The sequence below is a fragment of the uncultured Pedobacter sp. genome (assembly GCF_913776295.1).
Taxonomy (GTDB): Bacteria; Bacteroidota; Bacteroidia; order Sphingobacteriales; family Sphingobacteriaceae; genus Pedobacter.
The window spans coordinates 1-24,506 of sequence record NZ_CAJYOJ010000060.1; the positions used below are offsets into that span (position 1 = coordinate 1).

15 protein-coding genes and 1 pseudogene are annotated in these 24,506 nt (G+C 40.1%); 4 read left to right on the forward strand and 12 right to left on the reverse strand.

Translation table 11 applies throughout. The features are described 5' to 3' along the window. From QZ738_RS12285 to QZ738_RS12310, 6 genes and pseudogenes are all read right to left on the reverse strand, one after another. Positions 1-378 (reverse strand): annotated as a pseudogene (locus QZ738_RS12285) (hypothetical protein); the annotation flags it as partial. A 911-nt stretch (positions 379-1,289) separates the two neighbouring features. After that, positions 1,290-2,093: a hypothetical protein gene (locus tag QZ738_RS12290; protein ID WP_293787935.1), complete on the reverse strand. Its 804-nt coding sequence runs from the start codon at positions 2,091-2,093 to the stop codon at positions 1,290-1,292. 367 nt (positions 2,094-2,460) lie between these two features. Further along, a complete protein-coding gene (locus tag QZ738_RS12295; RefSeq protein ID WP_293787937.1) occupies positions 2,461-5,655 on the reverse strand; it encodes an efflux RND transporter permease subunit in 3,195 nt (1,064 codons plus the stop codon). Positions 5,656-5,719: 64 nt separating this feature from the next. Continuing rightward, positions 5,720-6,787: an efflux RND transporter periplasmic adaptor subunit gene (locus QZ738_RS12300; protein WP_293787939.1), complete on the reverse strand. Its 1,068-nt coding sequence runs from the start codon at positions 6,785-6,787 to the stop codon at positions 5,720-5,722. Between the two features lie 2 nt (positions 6,788-6,789). Further along, a complete protein-coding gene (locus tag QZ738_RS12305; RefSeq protein ID WP_293787941.1) occupies positions 6,790-8,130 on the reverse strand; it encodes a TolC family protein in 1,341 nt (446 codons plus the stop codon). A gap of 85 nt (positions 8,131-8,215) precedes the next feature. Further along, positions 8,216-8,827 carry a TetR/AcrR family transcriptional regulator gene (locus QZ738_RS12310; protein ID WP_293787943.1) on the reverse strand — a complete coding sequence of 204 codons (612 nt, stop codon included), beginning with the start codon at positions 8,825-8,827 and terminating at the stop codon, positions 8,216-8,218. 193 nt (positions 8,828-9,020) lie between these two features. Between QZ738_RS12310 and QZ738_RS12315 the strand changes: the two genes are divergently transcribed. The 4 genes from QZ738_RS12315 (at position 9,021) to QZ738_RS12330 (ending at position 11,610) form a co-directional block, all read left to right on the forward strand. Further along, the gene (locus QZ738_RS12315) at positions 9,021-9,434 is read left to right on the forward strand and encodes a sterol desaturase family protein (RefSeq protein WP_293788229.1); all 414 of its coding nucleotides are present in this window, start codon (positions 9,021-9,023) and stop codon (positions 9,432-9,434) included. A 10-nt stretch (positions 9,435-9,444) separates the two neighbouring features. Next, positions 9,445-9,894: a hypothetical protein gene (locus QZ738_RS12320; RefSeq protein ID WP_293787945.1), complete on the forward strand. Its 450-nt coding sequence runs from the start codon at positions 9,445-9,447 to the stop codon at positions 9,892-9,894. Between the two features lie 41 nt (positions 9,895-9,935). Further along, positions 9,936-10,952 carry a UDP-N-acetylmuramate dehydrogenase gene (gene murB, locus QZ738_RS12325; protein ID WP_293787947.1) on the forward strand — a complete coding sequence of 339 codons (1,017 nt, stop codon included), beginning with the start codon at positions 9,936-9,938 and terminating at the stop codon, positions 10,950-10,952. Between the two features lie 127 nt (positions 10,953-11,079). Beyond that, complete coding sequence (locus QZ738_RS12330; protein ID WP_293787949.1) at positions 11,080-11,610, forward strand: RNA polymerase sigma factor; 531 nt, start codon at positions 11,080-11,082, stop codon at positions 11,608-11,610. 408 nt (positions 11,611-12,018) lie between these two features. Here the strand turns inward: QZ738_RS12330 and QZ738_RS12335 are convergent, their stop codons facing one another. From QZ738_RS12335 to QZ738_RS12360, 6 genes are all read right to left on the reverse strand, one after another. Beyond that, the gene (locus QZ738_RS12335) at positions 12,019-13,500 is read right to left on the reverse strand and encodes an NAD(P)/FAD-dependent oxidoreductase (protein ID WP_293787951.1); all 1,482 of its coding nucleotides are present in this window, start codon (positions 13,498-13,500) and stop codon (positions 12,019-12,021) included. A gap of 593 nt (positions 13,501-14,093) precedes the next feature. Further along, a complete protein-coding gene (locus QZ738_RS12340) occupies positions 14,094-16,946 on the reverse strand; it encodes a prolyl oligopeptidase family serine peptidase (RefSeq protein WP_293787953.1) in 2,853 nt (950 codons plus the stop codon). 354 nt (positions 16,947-17,300) lie between these two features. Then, positions 17,301-19,097 (reverse strand): membrane protein insertase YidC, encoded by a 1,797-nt coding sequence (gene yidC / locus QZ738_RS12345; RefSeq protein ID WP_293787955.1) that lies wholly within the window; start codon positions 19,095-19,097, stop codon positions 17,301-17,303. Positions 19,098-19,117: 20 nt separating this feature from the next. Continuing rightward, a complete protein-coding gene (locus QZ738_RS12350; RefSeq protein ID WP_293787957.1) occupies positions 19,118-20,734 on the reverse strand; it encodes a CTP synthase in 1,617 nt (538 codons plus the stop codon). A 163-nt stretch (positions 20,735-20,897) separates the two neighbouring features. Beyond that, a complete protein-coding gene (locus tag QZ738_RS12355; RefSeq protein WP_293787959.1) occupies positions 20,898-21,671 on the reverse strand; it encodes a GLPGLI family protein in 774 nt (257 codons plus the stop codon). Beyond that, positions 21,658-24,432 (reverse strand): outer membrane beta-barrel protein, encoded by a 2,775-nt coding sequence (locus QZ738_RS12360; protein WP_293787961.1) that lies wholly within the window; start codon positions 24,430-24,432, stop codon positions 21,658-21,660. The genes QZ738_RS12355 and QZ738_RS12360 overlap by 14 nt, the downstream gene beginning before the upstream one ends. Positions 24,433-24,506 lie beyond the last annotated feature (74 nt).

Sequence of the window (24,506 nt, forward strand, 5' to 3'; positions counted from 1 at the left end):
GTCCAGGATAATATTATTGCAGACATCATAAGCAATTGATATCCTGGCACCTGCAGAAATAGTTTTGTTTTGATTCGAAAAGTTACCAAATTTCTCTATTAAGCATTTTTCGTTTGGCAGTACAAGATAACTTCCATCAATAGCGACAACCCTTTTTCCCTTCCAGTTTCTTTGAGAAGGGCTATTGTTCTTAAAATAATTTAAAAGAGATTGGTTTAAACCGATGAAACTCTCTGGCCTTAATTTTTGCCGAGCCTGAGTAAACGCACTTTTAGAAAAGGTGGTGATTTCTGAACTTGTACCGGAAAGGGATTTGAAGAACCTGTCAAGTTCGGTTCGGACGGAGGCACGGCTAAAGCCCAGGATATTGACAACCAAGTCCTTAAAGGAAAACTTACGCTTCCTTGTAAAATCACTAGAAACAGTTTTAGAGGAGACTCTAAAATCTTCATTTTCAATATGATTAATAGTGTGTAAAAAAAGCCCTTCGATAAACTGGAAAAAGTTCGCCTTCCTTTATAAGGGCTTACATAAAGATACTGGTTAAATCCTTTCTTTGCAATGTTTTTCCTTAACTTAACGACATTGACCGCCCACCTGCAACGGGCAGGGGGGCTAACTGGCCAAAACAGCATTTCATTTTAGGGTGGTAAGGCGCAGATACCCAATTGGTAAACCCGATTCGGAGCCATCGGATACATTAAAAAGCCCGGAGCGTAGCGAGGACTTGTAATGAAAAGCGGGACTACAAACTGCCAGGAACTACTGTACGCTCATTTTCAAATCTTAAGATACTAAATATATCTTAATTCATTTTGGTGGGTGAGACACCAACCGATAGGATAAAATAACGTCAATGTGGGGGTGCACAGACTTTTGTTCATAAACCCGATAGCAATGGAAAGCCCGGAGCGTAGCGAGGACTTGTAATGGAAAGCGGGACTACAGACAGCCAGGAACTACTGTACGCTCATTTCCAATTCTTAAGATAATCAATATATCTTCATTTATTTCGGTGGTTGTGACACCAACCGATAGGATAAAATAACGTCAATGGTAGGGGTTGCACAGACCTTTGTTCATAAACCCGATAGCAATGGAAAGCCCGGAGCGGAGCGAGGACTTGTAATGGAAAGCGGGACTACAGACCGCCAGGAACTGGTGTGTGTTCATTTCCAAGTCTTAAGATACTAAATATGCCCTGATTTATTTCGGTCGGTGAGACACCAACCGATAGGATAAAATTCAGGTTGACGATTACCCGGGTGAGTCTCTATTAAGTTGCTGTGCTACTCTTTCTTGATCAACCCATGTTCTTTTAAAGCTGCCACTGCAAGTTCGATTAACCTGAAGTTTTCTTCCAGGTGCCCATGCTGTACTTCTACATTGATATAGGGGATATTGTTTTGCATGGCATAAACCGAAAGAGAACCATCATTGGTCGCAAATTTAGATTGAAGAATGACGTTTACATTGGCTTTTTTTAAACTGCTGAACAACCTTGGTTCGGTTACATAAATCAGATCATCTCCATCCATTTGAAAGTTGATATACACCGAATCGGCTGTACTGGCCAAATCGTAACCTGGTAAATAGGAAGAGATCCCAAAACCGCCATCGGCATTGTTGTGGAGGGTTAGGAAATATCCTGTAGTTTTTGGGTCGTAGAAATCCACAATTTGCTTTCCTGCATTTAATATGGCTTTTTCCACTTCATTAGAGCTGAACTGGTTTTTCTTTAACCTGGTATTCACCCCCACTTCCGTATATATTGCATTGGGGTCTATACGGTATTGGTCGTCCATATAGGTGAAATAATAATCCCTCACCGCTCCATATTGGCTGTCGATCAGTTCGCCGCCATACCAGCGGATATAATCAAAACCAGCTTTTACGCCGGTATCTTCATTATCATGTACCACTAAAAACTTTACGCCATTGGGTTTATAACTGTATTTTACCAATGTAATATCCAGATTGCAAAGTTTAACAAAGCTCGAATCGGTACGCATAGCCGCAAAAACAGGCGGATGTTGAGCTTTTACCAGAAGTGTAGAACAGATAAAGAACAGACTTAGGATAATTTTGAACATAATGACTAATATACAATGTTGTAACATAATTTGTTTGGAGACCATATTGTATAATTATCTGGGTGTCAAAACTGCTAAGTATAGTGAGGTGGTAAAATAAAATGGTTCTTAGGGCCACAAATTATGGCGAGGTATTGGATTGGCAAAATTAATTGACGATATTCCTAAGGCGTAATTTTCTATGCCTCCGCGTTTTCAGTGGCAGAAAAAGAAATGGTTCGTGAGGACACGAACCCTGGCGGCGGATTGGGATACCTGTTTGCGGATAATTTTTCCGTGTTTTCTGTGCTTCCGGGGCTAAAAACAAAATCCACAAAAAAGCCCCGATTTGGGGTCGGGGCTAATTGATTGTTAATTTGGAGGGATATTAATGTCCGTGATCTAAATCGTATTCATTTACATCTTTATGATCGTAAGGTTCAACCATTAACTCATCGATGGTTTTTCCTTTTTTGTTGAAGCCAAAGCGCTCTAACATTCTATCAAATATTAAGTACACTACTGGTACCACGATTAAAGTTAAGAATAATGAACTGGTTAATCCACCAACGATAACCCATGCTAAACCATTTTTCCATTCAGCGCCTGCACCACTTGCCAATGCAATTGGAAGCATACCAAAAACCATGGCGATGGTCGTCATTAAGATTGGTCTTAAACGTGCGTGGTTGGCCAAAACTAACGCCTCTTTGGTTTCTTTGCCTTCCGCCTTTAAATGGTTGGTAAAATCGACCAGGATGATGGCATTTTTCGCTACCAGACCCATTAGCATAATTAGTCCCAAAATGGTGAAGATACCAATTGAGTTATTGGTTAAAGCCAGGGCCAGCAATGCTCCGATTACCGCTAACGGAAGAGAGAACATCACTACCAGTGGATAGATAAAACTATCGTAAAGCGCAACCATGATCAGGTAAACCAAAATGATTGAAGCCAATAAAGCGATACCTAAAGTTCCAAAACCTTCGCTCTGGTTTTCCTGATCACCCGCCCAGCTATAACTTACACCAACAGGTGCCTTAAGTTTGCCATTTTCCTGCAGTTCTTCCAATTTTGCCTGGAACTCTGCAACCACTGTTCCTGTTGGTCTACCGATTGATTGTGCTTTAACCGATACCGAAGTAGATTTATTTAAACGCTCCAGCTGACTTGGGCCTGAGCCTTCTGTAATGGTAGCAAACTGTGATAATTTGATCTGTTTACCTTCATTGTTTACAAAGATGAGATTGCGTACATCATCAATATTCTGGCGGTTAAAGTTTTGATATTGAATATTGATGTCATACTCGTATTCCCCCTTACGGTATTTACCATCGGTATTACCCGCAAAAGCAGTTTGCATGGTCGAACCTACGGTTTGCAAGGTTAAACCCACAGCCGACATCTTGTCGCGGTCTACCTGAACGTTAATTTCTGGTGTTCCTTTTTCTACGGATAGTTTGATCTCTGTAGCCCCGGGAATAGTGGCGAGCACTTTCTGTGCACCTTCTGCATATTTCAGCGCGCTATCTAAATCAGAACCCATCACCACCAATTGGATTGGTGCATTTTCGGCGATGCCCAAAATACTGATCGGCACTGTTTTTACTTTGGCACCCACCAGTTCTTTAGACAGTTCACGACTCATTTTTGTGGCGAAAATATCTGAGGAAACGCCTTTACGCTGATCGCGCTCAACCAGTTTTACATTAATTTCCGATTTATAGGCTGTAGCTTGCGTACCACCGAAATCACCTGTTGACTGACCAACAGTCGTAATCAGCTGCGTAATTTCAGGTTGTCTATCTAAAAAGGCTTCTGCTTTTTGAGTAAGGAAGTTGGTTTGCTCCAAAGAAGCGTCTTTTGGTAACTCCAGCTGTACCAGGAATTCACCTTTATCTGATTTAGGAAAGAATTCTGATCCGATGAAACCACCTGCCAATAGGCCGCATGAACTGAAGAACATGACTACTACGATAATGAGTGTTAAAGCTTTGTGATTTAACGACCAGGTTAAGATACTGGTAATCCAAAGTGTGAATTTCTTCAACTGTTTTTCAAACCATAATATAAAACGGCCGAACAGGTTTTTACCCTCAATACGCTCTAACTTACCAAAACGGGAGAAAATAAGTGGTACAATGGTAAATGAAGCGAGCAATGATAGCAAGGTTGCGATAATTACCACAATACAGAACTGGCGCAGGATGTTTGATACCAAACCGGTACTTACCGCAATCGGGAAGAATACCACCACAATTACGAAGGTAATGGATACTACTGTAAAACCAATTTCCCTGGTGGCATCAGAGGCAGCCCTTACTTTATTTTTACCCATTTCCATGTGTCGCTGGATATTTTCCAGTACCACAATGGCATCATCCACGAGGATACCTACCACGAGTGATAGTCCAAGCAGCGACATCAAGTTTAAAGTAAAGCCAAATAAGCTGATCCCGATAAAGGTAGCAATTAGTGAAACCGGAATGGATACCATTACAATTAACGCATTACGTAAACTGTGCAGGAAGAAAAGCATCACGAAAGCCACCAAAATAACTGCCAGTATTAAATCGTGAATTACCGCATCGGCCGATTCTAAAGTAAAGATCGAACTATCATTCACGATCCTCATATCAAGCTTATTGGCTGCATATTCGGTTTTAAGTTTGGCAATAATGGCATGTACACCTTTACTCACCTCTACGGCATTCGCATCACTTTGTTTAATAATCTGTATGGCGATAGATGCTTTACGATCGATACGGGCCAGTTTTTCCGTTTCTTTCTGCGAATCCTGAACATCGGCCACGTCACCTAAGCGAATCTGCGCGCCGTCTTTACCTGTGGTTAAAACCAGATTTCTCAATTCTTCAATACTTCTGTATTTACCTGATAAACGGATCAATACATCCTGGTTCTGCGTTTTTACACTTCCGGTAGGGAAATCCAGGTTAGAAGAAAGGATCATCTGTTGTACCTGGGGAACTGCCAGGCCATAACCCTGCAATTTATTGGCATCAAGGGAAACCTGAATTTCGCGTTCAGAACCGCCCACTAAGTTTACCTGAGCTATACCATTTACCCTCGAAATTACTGGGGCAATACGTTTGTCGATTAAATCGTAAAAGCTTACGTCGTCCATATTGGCAGAGGCCGTCATGGTGATCACCGGTAAATCATCAAGCGAGAATTTACTCAGTGATGGCGTTTTTACATCTTCCGGTAACTGAGAAAGAATGGCATTAACCTTTCTTTGCGCATCATTTAACGAGATATCGATGTTCGCGGCATCTGTTAGCGTAATCGTTACAGTTGATAAACTCTCAAACGATACCGAGTTGATTTTTTTGATGTTTTCCATCGATGATACCGCATCCTCAATCTTTTTGGTTACGGTATTTTCAACCTCATTTGGCGAAGCGCCAGGGTAGATGGTCGAAATAGATACTACGTTGTTGGAGAATTTTGGTAGTAATTCATAACCCAACGAAAAGTAACTTAATAGCCCGAGCAAGGTAAGTGCGGTAAATACCACAATAACCAGCGAAGGCCTTTTTATAGATATATCTGTTATCTTCATTTTAATTCGTATTGCGTTGTGCGATTTGCCTATCGCGTTTTTAAAAGCTGAAAATTCCGCTAACCTACTTTACGATACTAACCGGAGTACCTTCAGTTAAGTTAATCTGTCCACTGGTAATTACAGTTTCACCTTCTTTTAAACCATCCAGAATTTCAACGTTATCGCCTAAAATACGACCAGCTACCACATTACGGGTTTTAGCTGTATTGCTGGCTTTATCCAAAACAAATACCTGGTTGCTGCTTACGCTGCCCACAAAAGATGTACGCGGAATAAGGATGCTTGGTGCCTGTTTAGGAAACTTAAATACTGCAGTGCCGTACATACCGGCTTTTAAAGTGTTTTTATGGCTGTTTTCCACCTCAATTTCAACGGGGAAGTTTAATGTTGCATCGGCTTTCGCGGCTATGAAGGTTACCTTTCCAGAAAAGCTGTCGGTTGGGAAAACTGAAGATTTGATTTCGATTTTATCGCCTACTTTAAGATTGGCTACCTGCGATTCGTTCACATTTACCTTTAGTTTCAATTTAGAAACATCCACTAATTCGAATAACTGTGTACCCTGAGCGGTTACAAAAGCACCAACTTCAATGTATCTTTTATTTACAATACCATTAATTGGCGATTTAATATTTGCATCACTTAATCTTCTTTGTGAGGCCTGTAAGCGTAATTTTGCATTTTTTGTAGCCAGTTTAGCCTGATCTAACTGTTGTTGGGTAACGCCACCGGTTTGGAATGAGCTTTGATATCTGGCTTCATCTCTTTTTGCATTTTCGTAAGCAGCTTCAGCAGTTTCCCTGTCGGTATTGATAATTTCGGCATCAACCCGGGCCAAAAGCTGTCCCTTGCTTACCCTGTCACCTTCATCCACATAAATGGCCTTAACCCGACCTGCATTTTCCGATAAGAAGTTAAGTTCCTGTTTGGGGATAAAGTTTCCGTTTGCGCTGAAGTCTAAATCCACAACTTTTTTCTCTACTTCGGCAACCCGAACGGCAACCGCGCCACCACCTTTAGCAATGAAAGCAGTTTTTTCTTCGTTCTTCTTTTTATTGTTGCTTAAAACATAAGCTATTGCACCGAGGGCAACAACAACTACGATGATTATGGTAATTACTCTTTTCATTTCTATTGTACTAGCGATTTAATATTTCCGTTTGATTTGATTAATTGTATTTCGGCTATTTTATAATTTAATAAGGCCTGGGTATAACTGTTTTGCGCCGAAGTAAGCGCGTTTTCGGTATCCAAAAGATCGGTTAATGAAGCCAAACCGTTATTATAGTTGTTTTGGGTGCTTCTGTAAATCTCCTGGGCCAGATCGGCATTTTTACGTTGTGCTTTAATGGTATTAAGGTTGTTCCTCAACTGTATTTTTGCATTTTCATAAGCCAGGTTCAGGGCATTATTGGTTTCCCTTCTGCTTTCCCTGGCTTTTTTAATGTCTACATCGGCCTGGCGGATTTTAGACCGGGTTAAGAAACCATTAAAAATCGGCACTCTTAAAGTCAAACCAATTGCCGACGAACCAAAACCGATAGCTGAGGCATTGGAGTTAAGAAAATCGAAACTATTGCTCTGGCTCGAATAGGTATAATTGCCTGTTAAAGATAAGCTGGGATAGTATTCGGCCACATAGGCTTTGCGTTGTAAGGATAAAAGTTTATCCTGATTATTTAAAAGCTTAACCTCAGTTCTGTTGGCCAGATCGATAGAATCTGTAAACATAGGTAATGTAGTTACTTCCGTTAATTCGGTAGGGGGTAGGCTGATCGGGGTAGCCACTGCCATACCCATCGAAAATTTTAACTGGTTTTCCAATTGGGTAATCGCATTGATCACTTGCTCACGTTGCGTGTTCAGGTTGGTTAAGTTTACACTGATCCGGTCTACATCGATTTTTCTGGCCAGGCCATTTTTATACTGGGTGCCCACAATTTTTTCTACTATCTTAACATTTTTGATATTGGTATCGATAACATTAAGCTGTTGCCTGTTTACCAAAACCTGATAATAATTATTAGCTACCAGTTCGATAATTTGTTCTTCGGTTAACTGCGAGGTAAGCGCATAATATTCTTCGCTTGATCGTGCAGCCTGCAGGCCGGTAAAAACCTGTTGGTTAAATAACTGCTGGGAAAGTTGAACGCCTGCAGTCGAATTCCAGTTTTGACCTAATTTAAACGATTGTGTTGCTCCACCAATATTAGCCACCAACTGACCAATAATTGGGTTATAGGTTAAACCCACGTTTCCGGTAACTTGTGGTAAAGCTTGTGCCCTAACTTCTTGCACCTTATATTTTCCACCTTCAATATCTAATTTGGCATTGCGTACTTTAGTATTGTTCTGGAGCGCAAAGGTAAGCGCATCTTTTAAGGTAATTTGCTGCTGTGCAATGGCCAGCTGTGGTAAAACCGAGCTGATCATAACAATGAGCATTAATCTTACCATTTTTATTCTAAGCATAATGTACTGTTTTTTTGTTTTTGGGTTATTCTCTGTTTATTCAGCCTGTTAAATTGAGGCTGTTGTTTATGCCAACGTTAAGCTTTTAATCTGCGCACCTTAAACCTCTCACAAATATGGTAGTCAGGTTTTTTTGCTTTAACGTCATTTTATTTAATGCTTTTTTATCGGGGAAAAGATCTTTGCCTGTTTCCATAATACACATGGTAGAAAGGCCCATTAAACTTTCCAGGTACAATTCTGCAACATGTGCAGTATCTTCATACTCAATTTCCCCTTTTGCTTTGGCCTGACTAAAAATCTCTGCGAAAAAATCTTTTTCTGATTCTTTTAGTGTACGTAGTTTGCCTTTAATTACTTCATCGTTCAGTAAATCCGGAATGCCTTCGGTAATGCGAAGCATATAATATTTCTGGAAAAATGTATTCCGTACATCAACGATATTGAAAAGAATCTCCTGTACTGGCAGATCAGGATTGTGTTTCTTTTTGATCAGTTCAAAGAAATCGTTAAATACTCTTTCTATTACTCCTAAAATCAAATGTTTCTTATCAGGGAAATAATAATAAAGAGATGGTTTGGATACGGATAAATCTTCGGCAATATCATTCATCGTGGTTTTGCCAATACCAAAATGGATAAAGCGTTTTATCGCACCATCAATAATTTGCTCTCTCTTTTTATCGGCTACAATCATTTTACTTTTCTACTTTCTGACTTTTTTAATATTTTAGTCAAAAATAGTGCTAAAAAATCATATGTCAGAAAAATTTGATTTCAAACCATGTTAAGCTTACAATCTTATGACATAATTTTGTCAGTTGAGATGTTTATATATCTTTACAAACCAATTATTTAGAAAATTGTCCGTATTTATCAATATCCTTATTGTGCTGTTAACCATCGTTGCTATGGAGTGTTTATCGTGGTTTATACATAAGTACCTATTCCACGGGCCACTTTGGTTTATGCATAAAAGTCACCACCAGAAATCCGAATCGTTTTTTGAATGGAACGATTTATTTGCCTTGCTGTTTGCCGGAGCATCATTGTACCTCATGTACATTGATCAGGATAACTTAAGTTACCGGTTTTTTGTAGGACTGGGAATCACATTTTATGGCTTGATTTATTTTATAGTGCACGATTGGTTTGTGCACCGGCGTTTTAAAACCTTTAAAAGCAATAATGCTTATTTGCAGGCGGTACGGAAAGCGCATAAAATCCATCATAAAAACAGGGGAAAGGAAAAAGGAAAAGCCTTTGGTTTGTTGTTTGTGAGGAAAGCAGTATTGAAAAGCTAAATTGCATCATATGAAAAATCATTGCCTGGCATTCTTGATTGGGATTATTTCTGTAGCCTTATATTCATGTGGCAAAAAAACTGATAAAGACCGTGCCATCGCGCTCGTTGAATCGAAATATGAAAATAGCAGTAAGGATCTGAATTTTGATGATGCGAAATTGGATAGCTTATACAATATTTCGCCACAGGCTTATTCGGATAGCATAAAAAAAGGGGATGAGTTAGATGTTACCCTGGCTGAGTTAGAGAGCCAGATTGAACATTTGAGTCAGGCGGAGTCGGACAGTGTAGGGTTGATTAGTGCTAAGCTCACAAAAGAAAGATACCGCCTGTTGGATCTCAAGAAAATTAAACCGCAATTTATCGGCTGGAAACTTTCTGGTGTAGCCACAGTGGGTGATCGATCTAAAATTTTAAGCTTTAATTTTGATAAGGAGATGACCAAAATCGTTCCTTAACTATTTTTTATTTTACTTTTGCAGCGTAACAGAAAATCACTATGCTTCAGATCCAGGAAAATATTTCGCTAAAACCATATAATTCCTTCGGTATAGATGTTCAGGCAAAGTTCTTTGCCGAAATTTTTTCGGAAGATAAATTGAAATCCCTGTTTGAGCATGAATTGGTAAAGACTCAAAAATTACTGGTTATTGGTGGTGGCAGCAATGTACTGTTCACCCAAAATTATGATGGTTTGGTGATCAAAATCAGTATTAAAGGTGTCCAATCTAAAGTAATGGATGATCGGGTTTTGGTTACTGCGGGTGCAGGAGAGGTTTGGAACGATTTTGTAAACTACTGTATAGAACACCATCTTGCGGGTGTAGAAAATTTAAGCCTGATTCCAGGCACGGTAGGTGCATCGCCCATACAGAATATCGGTGCGTACGGGGTAGAGCTGAAAGATGTTTTCGAAAGTTGCAGGGCATTCGAGATCAAAACCGGCAGTATTAAGACTTTTAATTACGCAGATTGTCATTTTGGTTACCGTGAAAGTGTTTTCAAAGGCGAGCTAAAAGGACAGTATATTATCAGTTCGGTTACTTTCCGCTTATCGGCTGTACCCAAGATTAATACTTCTTACGGTGCTATTGAAACCGAATTGCATAGCAGGGGCATAGCGCAACCAACCATTGCAGATGTTTCGGCTGCCGTATCGCATATCCGCGTGAGCAAACTGCCAGATCCGTCTACCATAGGAAATGCGGGTAGTTTCTTCAAAAATCCGGTGATTGAAAAACACGAATTTGCAGATATTGTGGCAAACCACCCCGATGTGGTGCATTATCCTACGGCAGATGATAAAATTAAGCTGGCAGCAGGTTGGCTAATTGAACAATGCGGCTGGAAAGGCAAGGTAGTTGGGCAAACAGGAACTTGGCGAAACCAGGCGTTGGTTTTGGTTAACCACGGGGGGGCAACCGGCAAAGAAGTGTATGATTTTTCTGAACAAATAATAGACAGTGTGAAGTCTACTTTTGGAGTCACCTTAGAAAGAGAAGTAAATATTCTGTGACGAACGTTGATTATGAGTTAGTTATGTGTTTTTAGCGGCGTGCCGGATAATTTTGGTATTAAGTTTGTTTGAGTTTATGTGAATGAACAATAATTGATTTGTTTTTAATCTCCTAAAGCTAAATATCATGACAAAATTTGAATTCAATCATCTAGTTAATCATCACTCGGTATCACTTAGATCTTATGCTTTAAATTTTACTAAAGACGCAGAAGACGCAAATGATTTGGTTCAGGATACTATGCTGAAAGCGATTACTTATTACAATAAGTTTAAAGAGGGGACTAATTTAAAGGGGTGGTTGTTTACCATCATGAAAAATACCTTCATTAACAATTATCGCCGGTTGGTTAAAACAAATACTTTAATTACGCAGAGCGAAGATATTTCTTCTGCAAACCTATCCTATAGTGCTACTAAAAACAATGCAGAAAGCAAATTTGTGTTAGGTGACATTGATAAAGCACTGGCTCAATTGCCAGAAGAGTATTATGTGCCTTTTATCCGTTACTTTGAAGGTTACAAATACCATGAAATCGCTGATATGTTAGAGATTCCAATTGGAACAGTAAAAACACGTATCCATGTGGCAAGGGGTATTTTGAAAAAGTACCTTAAAACTTATTCGAAAGAAATTGCCAGTACGGAATTGGTTTAAAACACATCTATTATAGAACTAATGGGCTCAGCGTGATCTGGGCCTTTTTTTGTTTGTTTTCATGTTTCATTGTCCTATGGGGAAGTATAGTATGGTCGTGCAGCGTTCATCTTTATGCCATAGCTCTCTTCCCTGCCTCCATGCCAGCGGGCATTTCGTTGCGCCACATCAGGTAGGGGTAAGATTTGAAGCAAAATTTTTAAAATATTTTTAAAAGCAAAAAGCCTGGAAAATCCAGGCCTTTTTGCTTATCATATATTTGGTTAGTTGATTCTTATTTTTTCTTTCAACAATTTGCCTTCTCTCTTATTTCGAAACAAATGCAAACCTCAAACGATTATGTGTTTTTTAAGATTATTGCAGTATTTTTGTTTTGTGGTTATAAAGATAAGGGAAATTTTAAATTTGTCAAGCTTTTTTTAACTTTTTTTTTATTTCTTTTGCTACCACTTGACCCGAAATGATTGCTGGTGGCACCCCAGGCCCCGGAACGGTTAACTGGCCGGTGTATAAAAAATTTGTTACCTTACTTTTCATTTTGGGTTTTAGAAAAGCGGTCTGTTTCAAAGTGTTTGCTAATCCATACGCATTTCCTTTAAAGGCGTGATAATCTTCCACAAAATCTTTCATGGCATAACTGCGTTTAAATAAAATGCTGCTGCTGATATCGTTTCCAGTCAAATTTTTAAAGCGATCAATCAGCACATTAAAGTATTCTTCTCTTTTGCTTTCGCTATCTTCCAGATCTGGCGCAAGCGGAATTAAAAAGAAAAGATTTTCGCAGCCTTCGGGTGCTACACTTTCATCGGTTACTGAAGGGCAGCAGGCATAAAACAGTGGCTTTGATGGCCATTGCGGATGGCTGTAGATTTCTTCGGCATGTTGGTCAAAATTCTCATCAAAGAATAAGTTGTGGTGTAATATATTGTCTAGTTTTTTATTTAAGCCTATATAAAATAAAAGACAGGACGGTGCCATTGTTCTTTTATCCCAGTAATTTTTGTCGTAGTTACGGTATGGTTGATCAAAAAGATGTTGATCAATGTGGTGATAATCTGCATTACCCACCACAAAGTCATTTTTGAAATTTCCCTGATTCGTAACCACATATTGTGCCAGGTTGTTTTTTACCTCAATTTTGGTTGCTTCGGTGTTAAACATGAATTTCACCCCCTCGGCTTCTGCAATGTTTTGCATAGCGGCCACAATTTGGTGCATACCACCCATTGGGTACCAGGTGCCTAATACAAGATCTGCATAGTTCATCAGGCTATATAATGCAGGTGTATGCTGTGGTGTGGCGCCTAGAAATAAAACCGGGAATTCCAAAAGTTTCCGCAGCCGTTCATTTTTAAATAGCTGATATACATGTTTGCGCATATTGCCCAAAAGCTGTAGTTTAATGCCACTAACGGCTAACCGGGGGTCGAAATATTCCATTACGCTATGCGAAGGCTTAAAAACATACTCATTCATGCCAACATCATATTTATATTTAGCCTGATCGAGAAAATGTTTTAGGTTACTGCTGCTGCCGGGCTCAAGTTTTTCAAATAAAGCATACAAATCATCCAATGTTGCCGGAACATCAATAGTATCGTTTTTGCCAAAATAAACGCGATAAGAGGGACTTAACCTTTTTAATGCATAAAAATCGGCAGTCGTTTTGCCAAACAGGTTATAATAGTTTTCAAAAACATCGGGCATCCAGTACCAGCTAGGCCCCATATCAAAAAGAAAACCGTTTTTTTGCCAGGTTCTGGCCCTGCCTCCGGCCATTTCGTTTTTTTCGATAACGGTAACATCGCAGCCATCTTTGGCCAGTAAGGCTGCTGCGGCCATTCCGGCAAAACCGGCGCCGATAATGGTAACCGTGGGTTTTTTCTCCATGGTGTAAATAAAGGAATTTTATTGCGTTTTGTTTTGGTTTTTTCTCATTCTGCTGCTGTTATTCTGAATGCAATGAAGAATCTTTGCATTGATGATAATTATGACTGTTTAAAGTTTGATTTAAATCCAATGTTTCTTCGTCAAAGATCCTTCGCTGCGCTACCATTGATGTTATTTTGCAATTATCTGTTAATGAGTGACTTGCGGAACCTATGCATTTCGGCGTAGCTAGGCCGTAGCACCGTATCTCCGTTCCGCTTAAATCCGGCCTAACAAATTTTTCGGATTCTACCGCCCAAGCCCTATTACTTGCTTTAAAAGAAAAATTTTCAGCCGGCATTTTTTGTTACTTTTTGATGCCAAAAAGTAAGAGCCCTTCGGCGGCGGTGAGCCGAAGTAAGACTGTGCTGTATGGCATAAGAAATCAGTTAAGTCATTTATATTGATTTTTATACCATAAATTATTCCTCTGGGTGACGATTGCAAGTAGCGATCATACTTATTATCATATCCCTAAACAGAAAATCCATGGCAAATAGCGAATATACTATCTACCATGGACTTCTGACTTCGGTCCTCGGACCTCCGACTAATTAAGGTTTATCATCCGTTAATTCAAAACCCCAGGTTTTCCCTTTTTCAGTTGCCGGAATTCCGCTGGTCATCCAGGCAGGAGCTTTGGCACCTTTTAAATAATAATCAAAAAATTGCTGTTCACGGATTTGAATATCCTTACGGTTTTGGCGTTGAACCAGATTATGTGCTTCGCCATTATAGTTTAACATCCAAACCGGTTTGCCCAAGCGGCGTAATGCGGTAAACATTTCGATGCCCTGATACCAGGGCACAGCTCCATCTGCATCATTAGCCATAATTACAACAGGGGTATTGACCTTCGGAAGCATAAATAACGGAGAATTCTCGATATATAACTCTGGTTTTTCCCAAAGTGTTGCACCAATGCGGCTTTGCGTTTTTTCGTACTGGAACTGGCGGTTCATACCGGTTTCCCAGCGGATGCCACCATAAGCAGAAGTCATGTTCACTACAGGTGCACCTGCCCAGGCAGCAGCATACATATTGTTTTGCGTAATGAGGTAAGCCACCTGGTAACCGCCCCAGCTTTGACCCTGAATACCAATTTTACTGCCATCTACCCAACTGTTTTTCTTGAGGCTTTCTACACCCGAATTGATAAATTCAACTGCAGATTTACCTGGATGCCCGGTTTCGTAGCTGATATCTGGCGCAAAAACCAGGTAGCCGTTACTCACGAAATAGGAAATGTTTAACCGAGATGGCGTAGGAGCAGGTGCCTGATAAGTATATAAACCATCCGTTAATTTTTCGTAGAAATAAGCAATCATCGGATATTTTTTATTTGGATCGAAGTTTTCAGGTTTGTAAAGAATACCTTCCGCTTTATAACCTTTTGGTGTAGTCCATTTTACCAATTCAGCTGTGCCCCAGTTATAGTCTTTTTGTTGAGGGTTGGTATTGCTCAATTTGGTTTCCGTTTTGAAATCGGTCGTGAGGTAAACATTTGGCGATTCGACATAATTGGCTTTGTCATAAATGTAAATGTCAGCATCTTTAGCTTTTATCAGGTTAGAATATTTATACTTTGCCATTACCACAAATTCAGGTGCTTTGGCAGAACCTACGTTCGTGCGGTAAAAACCGTTTTCTTTGGTTAAGTTATTAAAAGCAGACAACCAAATCAGCTCGTTTGCTTTAACAAATTTATTGGCGTTTCTTTCTGCCTGGTCTGGCCGCACGTTTTCGTAACGGAAAGTGATATTATTGGCCCTTCCAAAACCGGCAGTGATGTTTTTGGGTGCCGATTTTCCATCTGGTGAGAACGACCAGATGTCGTATTTGTCGTTAATAAGCACCGCTTTATCACCCTCTGTCCAGGTAGCTAGCCCATAAGCAGAAGGCAGGTCCGGTACATCATTCTCTTCGTCGACAAATTTTTCGGTTAAACCGGCAGTCAAAACGGTAACCTTTCCTGTGGCGATATGATAGGTGTTCCAGTTGCCCTGTTTCCGATCGAAGTAAAGGATATAATTTCCCGCCGGTGAGGCAATGGCATAGCCGTTAAGGTTTTCGATGATCTTCTTTCTCTGGCTATTTTTGGTGTCAACCAGGTAGTAATCTTTCGAGGTTGAACCACTCCATTGGGATTCTATCCGCCGGCCGTAATCGGTAGAAGCTAAAACCTGTGCCACATCACCTTCCGCCAAAATGCTGGCATCTGGTAATTTTACATCGCTTAGTGGAACAACTTTGGGATCGCTGCTGTAAACATCGATGACTGCCAGGTAACTTTTTTTGCTGTCTCTTTCTGCATTTTTAAGCTGCATCGGCTGCAAATAATCGTCTTTATAATTCCAGACATCAACTTTAGCCACCTCAAAATCAACAATGGTGGTATCTTTAGGTTTTTTAACGGGGGATATGCCAAAAAATAATTTCTTGCCATCTTTACTAAAAGTAATTTTGCCATCTCCGTTAACCGACCATTTTTCCGGTAATCCGGGCATATCAAAATCAACCAGGATCTGCGCCGTATCCAGGGTTAACGAGTTGTAATAAATATTGTAATTTTTTATTTCCTGTTTCTCAGGACTTTGTTCGCCTACAAAGGCTACATGTTCGCTTTCTTCATCAAAAGTAAAGTTTTTAAAACTTCCCTTGCCCTTAATCAGCGTTTTTAAGCTTCCTTTTTCGGTGTTGAGCAAGAAAACGCCCTGTGGAGCCGTTTTGTCTTTTTTAGATCCACTGCAGGCAAAAACCAATTGTTTGCCATCTTTGCTGAAATAGTAATCAGTAACATATTTATAGGTCTTGTCAGTTCCTGTTGTAAGGTTTTTTACCACCAGATCTGTTCCTTCTTCGGTTTTACCTTTTACGGCCGGTTCATCGTCAGCAAAATCATTTTCATCGTCTTTTTTTTCTGCTGATTTTGTGGTTTTTTGTGCGGTATCGGGCTTTTCAGTTAAATAAGCCAATACACCGGTACCTTCTTCAGGAAACTTAAAAGATTTTACCCTTGGAACTTTGGTTACCGTATTGCTCGTGAGGTTGGCTATGCCCAGTGAATCTTTGGGTAACTCATCTGGCTTTTTCTTTTTTATTTTTGCCTGGCGCAGATCTTTATTGAGTGGACGAATGTTAAAAACCGCAAATTTAGAATCATTGCTAAATTGCGCATTCATGCCTCTGGGAACGTTAATCTTGGTATTTGTTTTAATATTGGTAAGGTATAATTGTGCATCTCCTTCCTGTTGTAAGATGCTATACATCGCCCATTGTCCGTTATTTGATAATTGCTTTGCTCCAATAGATTCCCAGGTATCATATACCGAATGATTTAAGGGCTTTTTTTGCGCGAAGGCAAAGCTGACAACGAAAAACAGAATAACAGTTAATCTCTTTTGCATTTTAAGTTAATTTGTTGGTTGAATTTAATCTTCTAAAATTGGAATTTTTTAGCTTATTAAAAAACTTGTATGCCAAATATTACAATTTAAGCGGGGATTGGGGAGGTAAAATGTGAGACGAATGACGGAAAACAACAGTTTAGGCGATATCCGCTTTAAAACGAATGTGTAAATAACGGTGCGTTCTCAACCGAATAAATGATTATTTATTAAGGCAACTGACGTACTCATTCTAAACTAACGCCAGTGTGGGTAAGTACCTAATACCGTGCACCATGCCCGCAAACCCTTTGTAAAAAAAAAATCCCCGTTTACTTTCGGTAACCGGGGATTCCATATCGTAAAAAAGCGAAATTACTTTTTAGCTTGTTGTTGTTGCTGACGCATATAGTCATCTAAACGCTGTTGGAATTTAGATTTTTTCTTTTTTTCATCAGCTGGTCTGGCTTTGTTTTGTTGGATTAAAGCATGAATTTTTTCATCATCAACCATTTTACGGATCAGGAACTGCTGCCCGAAAGTCATTAAGTTGGCTAAGAAGTAATAGTAGTTTAATCCTGCAGGGTAGCTGTTTAATACGCCTAAGAAAATGATTGGCATAATATAACCAATGTATTTCATTTGTCCGGTAGCGCCAGAAACCTGATTGTTGAAATAAGTCATAATTAAGGTAGAGACGGTCATCAATACACACATTAAACTTAAGTGATCGCCAATGAAAGGGATTTTTACGCCAAATTTGATAAACTCATCATAGGTTGATAAATCTTTCATCCAGAGGAAACTCTCGCCCCGTAACTCAAATAAGTTAGGGAAGAAGAAGAAGAATGCCATTACCAAAGGCAATTGTAATACCATCGGCAAGCAACCACCCAAGGGGTTTACACCTGCCTTTTTGTACAGTTTTAAATATTCCTGCTGAACCAGTGTTGGGTTATCTTCGCCTACTTTAGCTTTAATTTCGTCCATTTCTGGTTTCAACACCCGCATTTTAGCCATTGATAAATATGACTTGTAAGTAAGCGGCGATAAAGCAACTTTTAACAAAATGGTCAATACCAGAATGATTAAGCCATAGTTCCAGCCAAAGCTGTTTAAGAAATTGAATACGGGTAATACAATAAAGCGGTTAATGTACTTTAAAGGCCAGTAGCCCATATCAACCTGTTGTTCCAAATCATATCCCTGTGCTTTTAAGGCAGAGAATTTGTTGGTGCCAAAATAAAACTCCATTTCGTAAACCTGGTTTGCACTATGGGCATATGGCAATTGCATATTCGCATCATAAAACTTCACCTGGCCCGGAGCAGTTGGGATTTTTACTTCCAGACTTCCTTTTTCGAAAGCCTGTTTGGCAATTAATGAAGCTGAGAAAAAGTGCTGTTTGAAAGAGAACCATTGGATTTTACCTTTTGTTAACTCTTCCTTCTCATCTTTCGAAACACTTAGATGGTTTACATCACCATCTAAATATTTATAATATGGTGCAGAGTAACGGTGTTCGCTTTCGATCGATTTTTCCTGTTGCAATAAGGTGGTTTGCCAGTTTAAACCGATGCTATTGCCGGCAATTACTTGCTGTAAGCCAACCAAATTAATGTTGAAAGCAACTTTATTACTTAATGCTTTTAAATCGTAAACATATTCTACATAAGCATTTGCGCCATAATTGGCACGCATGGTGACCGTATTACCGGTTTTGGTTGGTGTAAAATATAAATCGTTGGTGTTGATTACTTTGCCCGCAGCATTAAGATTCAGGCCAAATTTATTCTGGTTACCATCAAATAAAATAACCGGTTTACCGGTAAATGTTTTCTGCCCTTTAACCTCAACCGATGTAATTTTACCACCTCTATTGCTTAAGGTAATGAGTAAATTCTCATTTTCAAGAACGGTATTGGCTTCGGTACCACTTAAGGCGGTACCAAATGGACCTTTTAGGGCTGCAGAATCTACAGCAGGGTTATTTACTACAGCTGTTTTGGTGGTATCTTTTTGTGCGGGTGTAATACCGGCTTTTTTCAAAGAATCTAAACGCTCTGTTTCTTTGGCTTTTTTGATTTCGGCCTCGTTAGGCTTCAAAAAGTAGAATGATCCTGCCAAAATGATCATAATCAGGAACAGTCCTGTAAAGGTATTTCTATCCATTATTTATGTATGTACTGCTTTTAATTCGTTTTCTTTTTTGCAAACTCCATTGCAGCGGCGACAAATTTAACAAAAAGTGGGTGAGGATTAGCAACTGTTGATTTTAATTCTGGGTGAAACTGTCCGCCAACAAAAAACGGATGGTTTTTAAGCTCTACGATTTCCACCAAATTGGTTTGTGGATTGATGCCAGAAGCCGTCATCCCTGCATCTTCATACTGCTTTAGATAAGCATTATTGAATTCATAACGGTGACGGTGGCGCTCGTTGATATGCGATTTACCATAAATAGAAAAAGCTTTTGTACCTTTTTTGATATCGCAAGGGTACGAGCCTAAACGCATGGTGCCACCTTTATTGGTAATCTTTTTCTGCTCTTCCATCATATTAATGACCGGATTTGCAGCGTTTTCTTCAATTTCTGTCGTGTGTGCGTCTTTTAAGCCCAAAACATTACGTCCGAATTCAATAACAGCACACTGCATACCCAAACAGATGCCAAAGAAAGGAACATTGTTTTCGCGGACATATTTGATGGCATCAATTTTACCTTCAATACCACGGCTACCGAAACCAGGTGCAACTAAAACACCTTGTAAGTGACCCAATTTCTCTTTAACGTTATCCGGAAAAATACCTTCAGAGTGGATATACTCCACCTTAACCTTACATTCATTTTTCGAACCTGCGTGTACAAAAGATTCGATAATTGATTTGTAAGCATCTGGCAGCTCTACATATTTACCAATCAAACCGATCTTTACTTCAGCAGTTGGATTTTTTAAACGGCCCAGAAAATCTTTCCAGCTTTCCATATCCGGATCGTTTTTGGTAGGCAGTTTTAATTTCGATAAAACGGTTTTGTCCAGTTGTTCTTTTAACATTAACAAGGGCACATCATAAATAGTAGATGCATCCATCGATTCGACAACCGCATTGATATTGACGTTACAGAACAAGGCTATTTTTTTCCTCAGGTCAGCACTTAAATGGTGTTCGGTACGGCAAACCAATATATCAGGCTGTATGCCATATTCCAATAAGGCTTTAACAGAGTGCTGTGTTGGTTTGGTTTTTAACTCGCCTGCCGCGGCTAAATAAGGCACCAGGGTTAAGTGGATTACAATGGCATTGGTGCTGCCTTCTTCCCATTTAAACTGGCGAACAGCTTCGATAAATGGTAATGACTCAATATCACCAACTGTTCCGCCCAATTCAGTAATTACGATATCATATTCGCCACTTTCGCCCAGAATACGCATATTGCGTTTAATTTCATCGGTAATGTGGGGAACAACCTGTACTGTTTTGCCCAGATATTCACCTTTGCGTTCTTTACTGATTACATTTTGATAAATGCGGCCGGTGGTAATGTTATTGGCTTGCGAAGTTGGAACGTTGAGAAAACGCTCGTAATGACCAAGGTCCAGGTCGGTTTCAGCTCCATCTTCTGTTACAAAGCACTCACCATGTTCGTATGGATTTAAAGTTCCCGGATCGATATTAATGTACGGATCGAATTTTTGAATGGTTACACGGTAGCCACGTGCCTGTAAAAGTTTAGCTAAAGATGCGGAAATGATGCCCTTACCCAAAGAGGAAGTTACACCGCCCGTAACAAAAATATACTTTGTCATGATTGATAATTTGTGATATTAACCAGGCTTCACAGGCCCGGTTAATTGTTTTTGTACGGGATACAAAGGTAAGAAAAATAATTGCGGCTTTTAGGTTGTGGTTAGAATATTTTTTGTTGATATTATCTGATTGATATTGACAGTTTTAGCGAAAAATGCTGCTTTAAAGAAATACTGAATAAAGTTCCTTTTTAATGTCTTCTATCTTTCTGGGGGTCTTTTTATCGTCATAACGCGTGTAAAGATCAACCAGTTTTTTAAAATCCTTTTCTGTATCGGTTCTCTTTCCCCTGGTTGGGGGGGCGATGTTTAAGATCGGGACATTTTGCGCTTCCAATTTAGTGGCAAACCAGGTGGTATTATAACGGGGTATGGCTAAACCCAATATCATCCCCGGTAAACCGGTGAAACCCTCAGGACCACCTTTCAACAAAATCTCATCGGTATAAAAGGCCACAACAGTAACGCTATCGTTGATTGTAGCGATTGCTTTTCTGCATTCATAACCGGCAATTTTGCGCAGATCATGCATGATTTTCCATTTCAGACGGGGGATACTGTCCTTCAAAATAAAATCATCACCCATAATGCTTTTTCTTTTCACCCGGTTGCCTTTTGCAAAATCTGTAAACAGCTCATCGGTATTGTCAGAACTGAAGAAGAAGACGTTGTCGCCTAAACTTTCCTTTGGTTTAGCCCGGTAAACCGAGGTGCTGTCGTTAAAACTGTATTCCCAGTTGGTGGTGCGGTATTTACCCATTTTCTCTCTGGCCTCGTCAGTCAGCCATTCATCATTGGCAAGTTGCTCTTTGATGTTCACCTTTTTCTCAAAAGTAATCTTCGCGCTTTTGATGAATACCGTTTGTGCGGAAGCCGGCTGAAGGCCAAGCCATATGCTGAAGATCATGCTGAAAAAGCAAATGTTATTTCTTTTCATTTTTAATAAAATTGCCGTTTAAATTATAAACTACACCAACCAATACATATCTCGGAATAAAACTGTAAGTGCTTTCGCCTACGCTGTTCCCATTTACATAACGGTTATAACCAACCCTTTGGCCAAGGATATCGGAAATGGAGACTTTGATTTCCATTTCTTCGGCCTTTAACATCCTTTTAGACAGATAAGCATTCCAGATAGCGATGTTTACCGGACGGGCAAACGAAGCATTGGCCGGCTGGTAAGACAGGGATATCGAAGTATTAAATTCGGTATGGTAGGGGAGATTGATGTTCCCGGAAATCTCATGATCATGACGGAAGTTCCTGCCATCATTCACTGTACCGATGGTAGAACGGCTTTTGGAAAAGTTTAGTGAAACGTTGTACTCCAGGCTAAACTGATCATGATAGATACTCACCCGCGGTCTTAAGGCCATGATGCTACGACTGGTTTTATTCAATTCTTTGTTCAGGATCGAAACATCTTCGTTAAAATTATAATTGAAACCCATATTCGTGTTCAGGTGGATTTTGCTGAAACTTTTTCCGATGCTTCCTCCTGCATTGAGGCTTTTGCCGCCATTTAGGTTGACAAAAGTGGTTACCGTCTTATTGGATTGATCGACCGTTGTACTGGCTGATACCGCGTTTTGTACGAAGTTGTAGCTCAGGTAACTATAGGCATAAATTTCAGATTTCTGTTGATAAGTATTAATATTCAGGTTAAGGTTATTATTGAATGATGGCCTCAGGTTAGGATTCCCAATTACCTGGTACAACGGACTGTTCACCTGCCTTAAGGGTTGCAGTTGCTCAATATCCGGCTGATCGGTACTGCCATTGTAACTCACCGAAATACTGCCACTGCGGCCCAGCTTATAACTCACGCTGGTTTCCGGTGCCCAGTTCACATACGAACGTTTTACCTGACGGTTCCGGTCGAGATCATCCAGGTGAAAGCTGGTCTGAATGGCCTGTGTACCGCCCCGTAACGTAAACTTTTTGCCTTTATATTGTAATACCGCATTCCCCACGTTGGAGAAGTTATTGAATTTGAAAAAGTTACTCAACGAGTCAACCTTTTGCCGGCCAACGTCCTGGTTATAGGTATACTTCTGACTGCGGGAACGGATCGTTTTAAAACTATAGCCTGCCTGTAGCGAGAGTCTTTTGCTCAGGGGTTCAGTATAAGTAATCCGTGAAGCCAGTGATGTTTTACTCGCCTGGTCGTCATTAAGGTAATTCCGGCGATCGGGAGTGAGCATTACACCTGTTGAATCAAAGAGGTTGGTCTGGTTCAGGCTATTCCGTTCGTTACTATTGTGGTTGTTTTCCGGCTGTAAGTCGACCGTTAAAATCCTCCCTTTGGTTTTAAACTTCTTCACGTAGCCTATATTTCCGTTAAAGGCGTCGCTCCGGCCGTTTGCATCCCCATTCTCGCTGTTGCTGTTCACCATAACACCCCGTCCGTTTCTCGTTTCGCTGTTGCTGAAATTGTTGGCCGAATTGCGTTGCTGACGCCCGGAAAAAGAAATCTTCAGGTTCGAAAGCGAATCCAGTTTCAATTCCACACTTCCACGCATGCTCTGACCGGTGGTGCGGTTTTCCTGGCGGCCGGAACCCAAGCTTAAAAAGTTTGTCCCATTAGGAATCAAAGACTCATTACGACTGGTACTTTCGTTAAATGAACTGTTATCTGCCCCTTTGAAGTTAAGCTTCGTGCCCACTTTATTGTCTTTCCATTTATTGGAAAAATGAGCGCCATAAGTGGTGATGTTCGGAACACCGCCGCCAGGCCCGAAATCATCCTCCCCATTGTTGCCGTAGCTGATCATCACCGAACTACCATCGTCGCCCACCTCGATCACATCATATTCATCACCCTTCAGGCGGCTCATGGCATTGCTGGTTTTAGATTCGGTATTGATGTTGTTATTAAAGCCAAATGCTGCCACCTTCATTTTATTCTTATAAATCCCGGCCATGGCACCCACATTGCGGTATCTATTCAGATCGCTATTGGCCTCTGTGGTGCTGATATAGCCATTTTTGGCATTCTCCTTCAATTTCACGTTGATCACCTTTTCCTTCGCATCGTCCTCCTTAATGCCTGTTAATTCTTCGTTTTTACTCTTTTTGTCATACACCTCCACCTCGCTTACGGCGTTGGCCTTAAGGTATTTAGAAGCAAGCAGGGGGTCGTCACCAAAAAATTCTTCACCATCTACCAGCAAGGTATTTACATCCTTACCGCCGGCTTTGATGGCACCGTTTTTATCTACTTCAATTCCAGGTAACCGCCTTAAAAGATCCTGTAAGTTGGCATGTGGTTTTACGGCAAAACTATCGGCCTGGTACGTTATCGTATCGCCTTTCATGCTAATAGCTTGTTTTTGTGCCTTGATGGTCACTTCATTCAAAAGTGTGGCCTTGCTATCCATTGCGATAATCCCCAAATTAAACTTTGATGAATCTGACAACCGGATATCTCTGATAAAATCGGCCATTTTAGGGTAAGTGATAACTAAAGTATAATCGCCTTTTTTTAAGTTTGCCAGCTCAAACCCGCCATTTGCCTTCGCCCTGATACTTTCAACCAAAATGGAATCTTTGCTGTTAATGAGCAGTATTGAACTGTTTGAAAGATTCCTTTTTTCTACAGTGTCTGTCACAATACCTTTAATACTGGCCTTTTGAGCAAAGGCAGGAAGAAATAGTGCCGAAATGATAAAAACGGCGAAGAGTTTTTGGAGCATGTACAGAGAAAAGCTAAATAAATAGTTGTTTGGCTTGGTGCGTGAAAATACAACTATTCGATTAGTTTAATCAA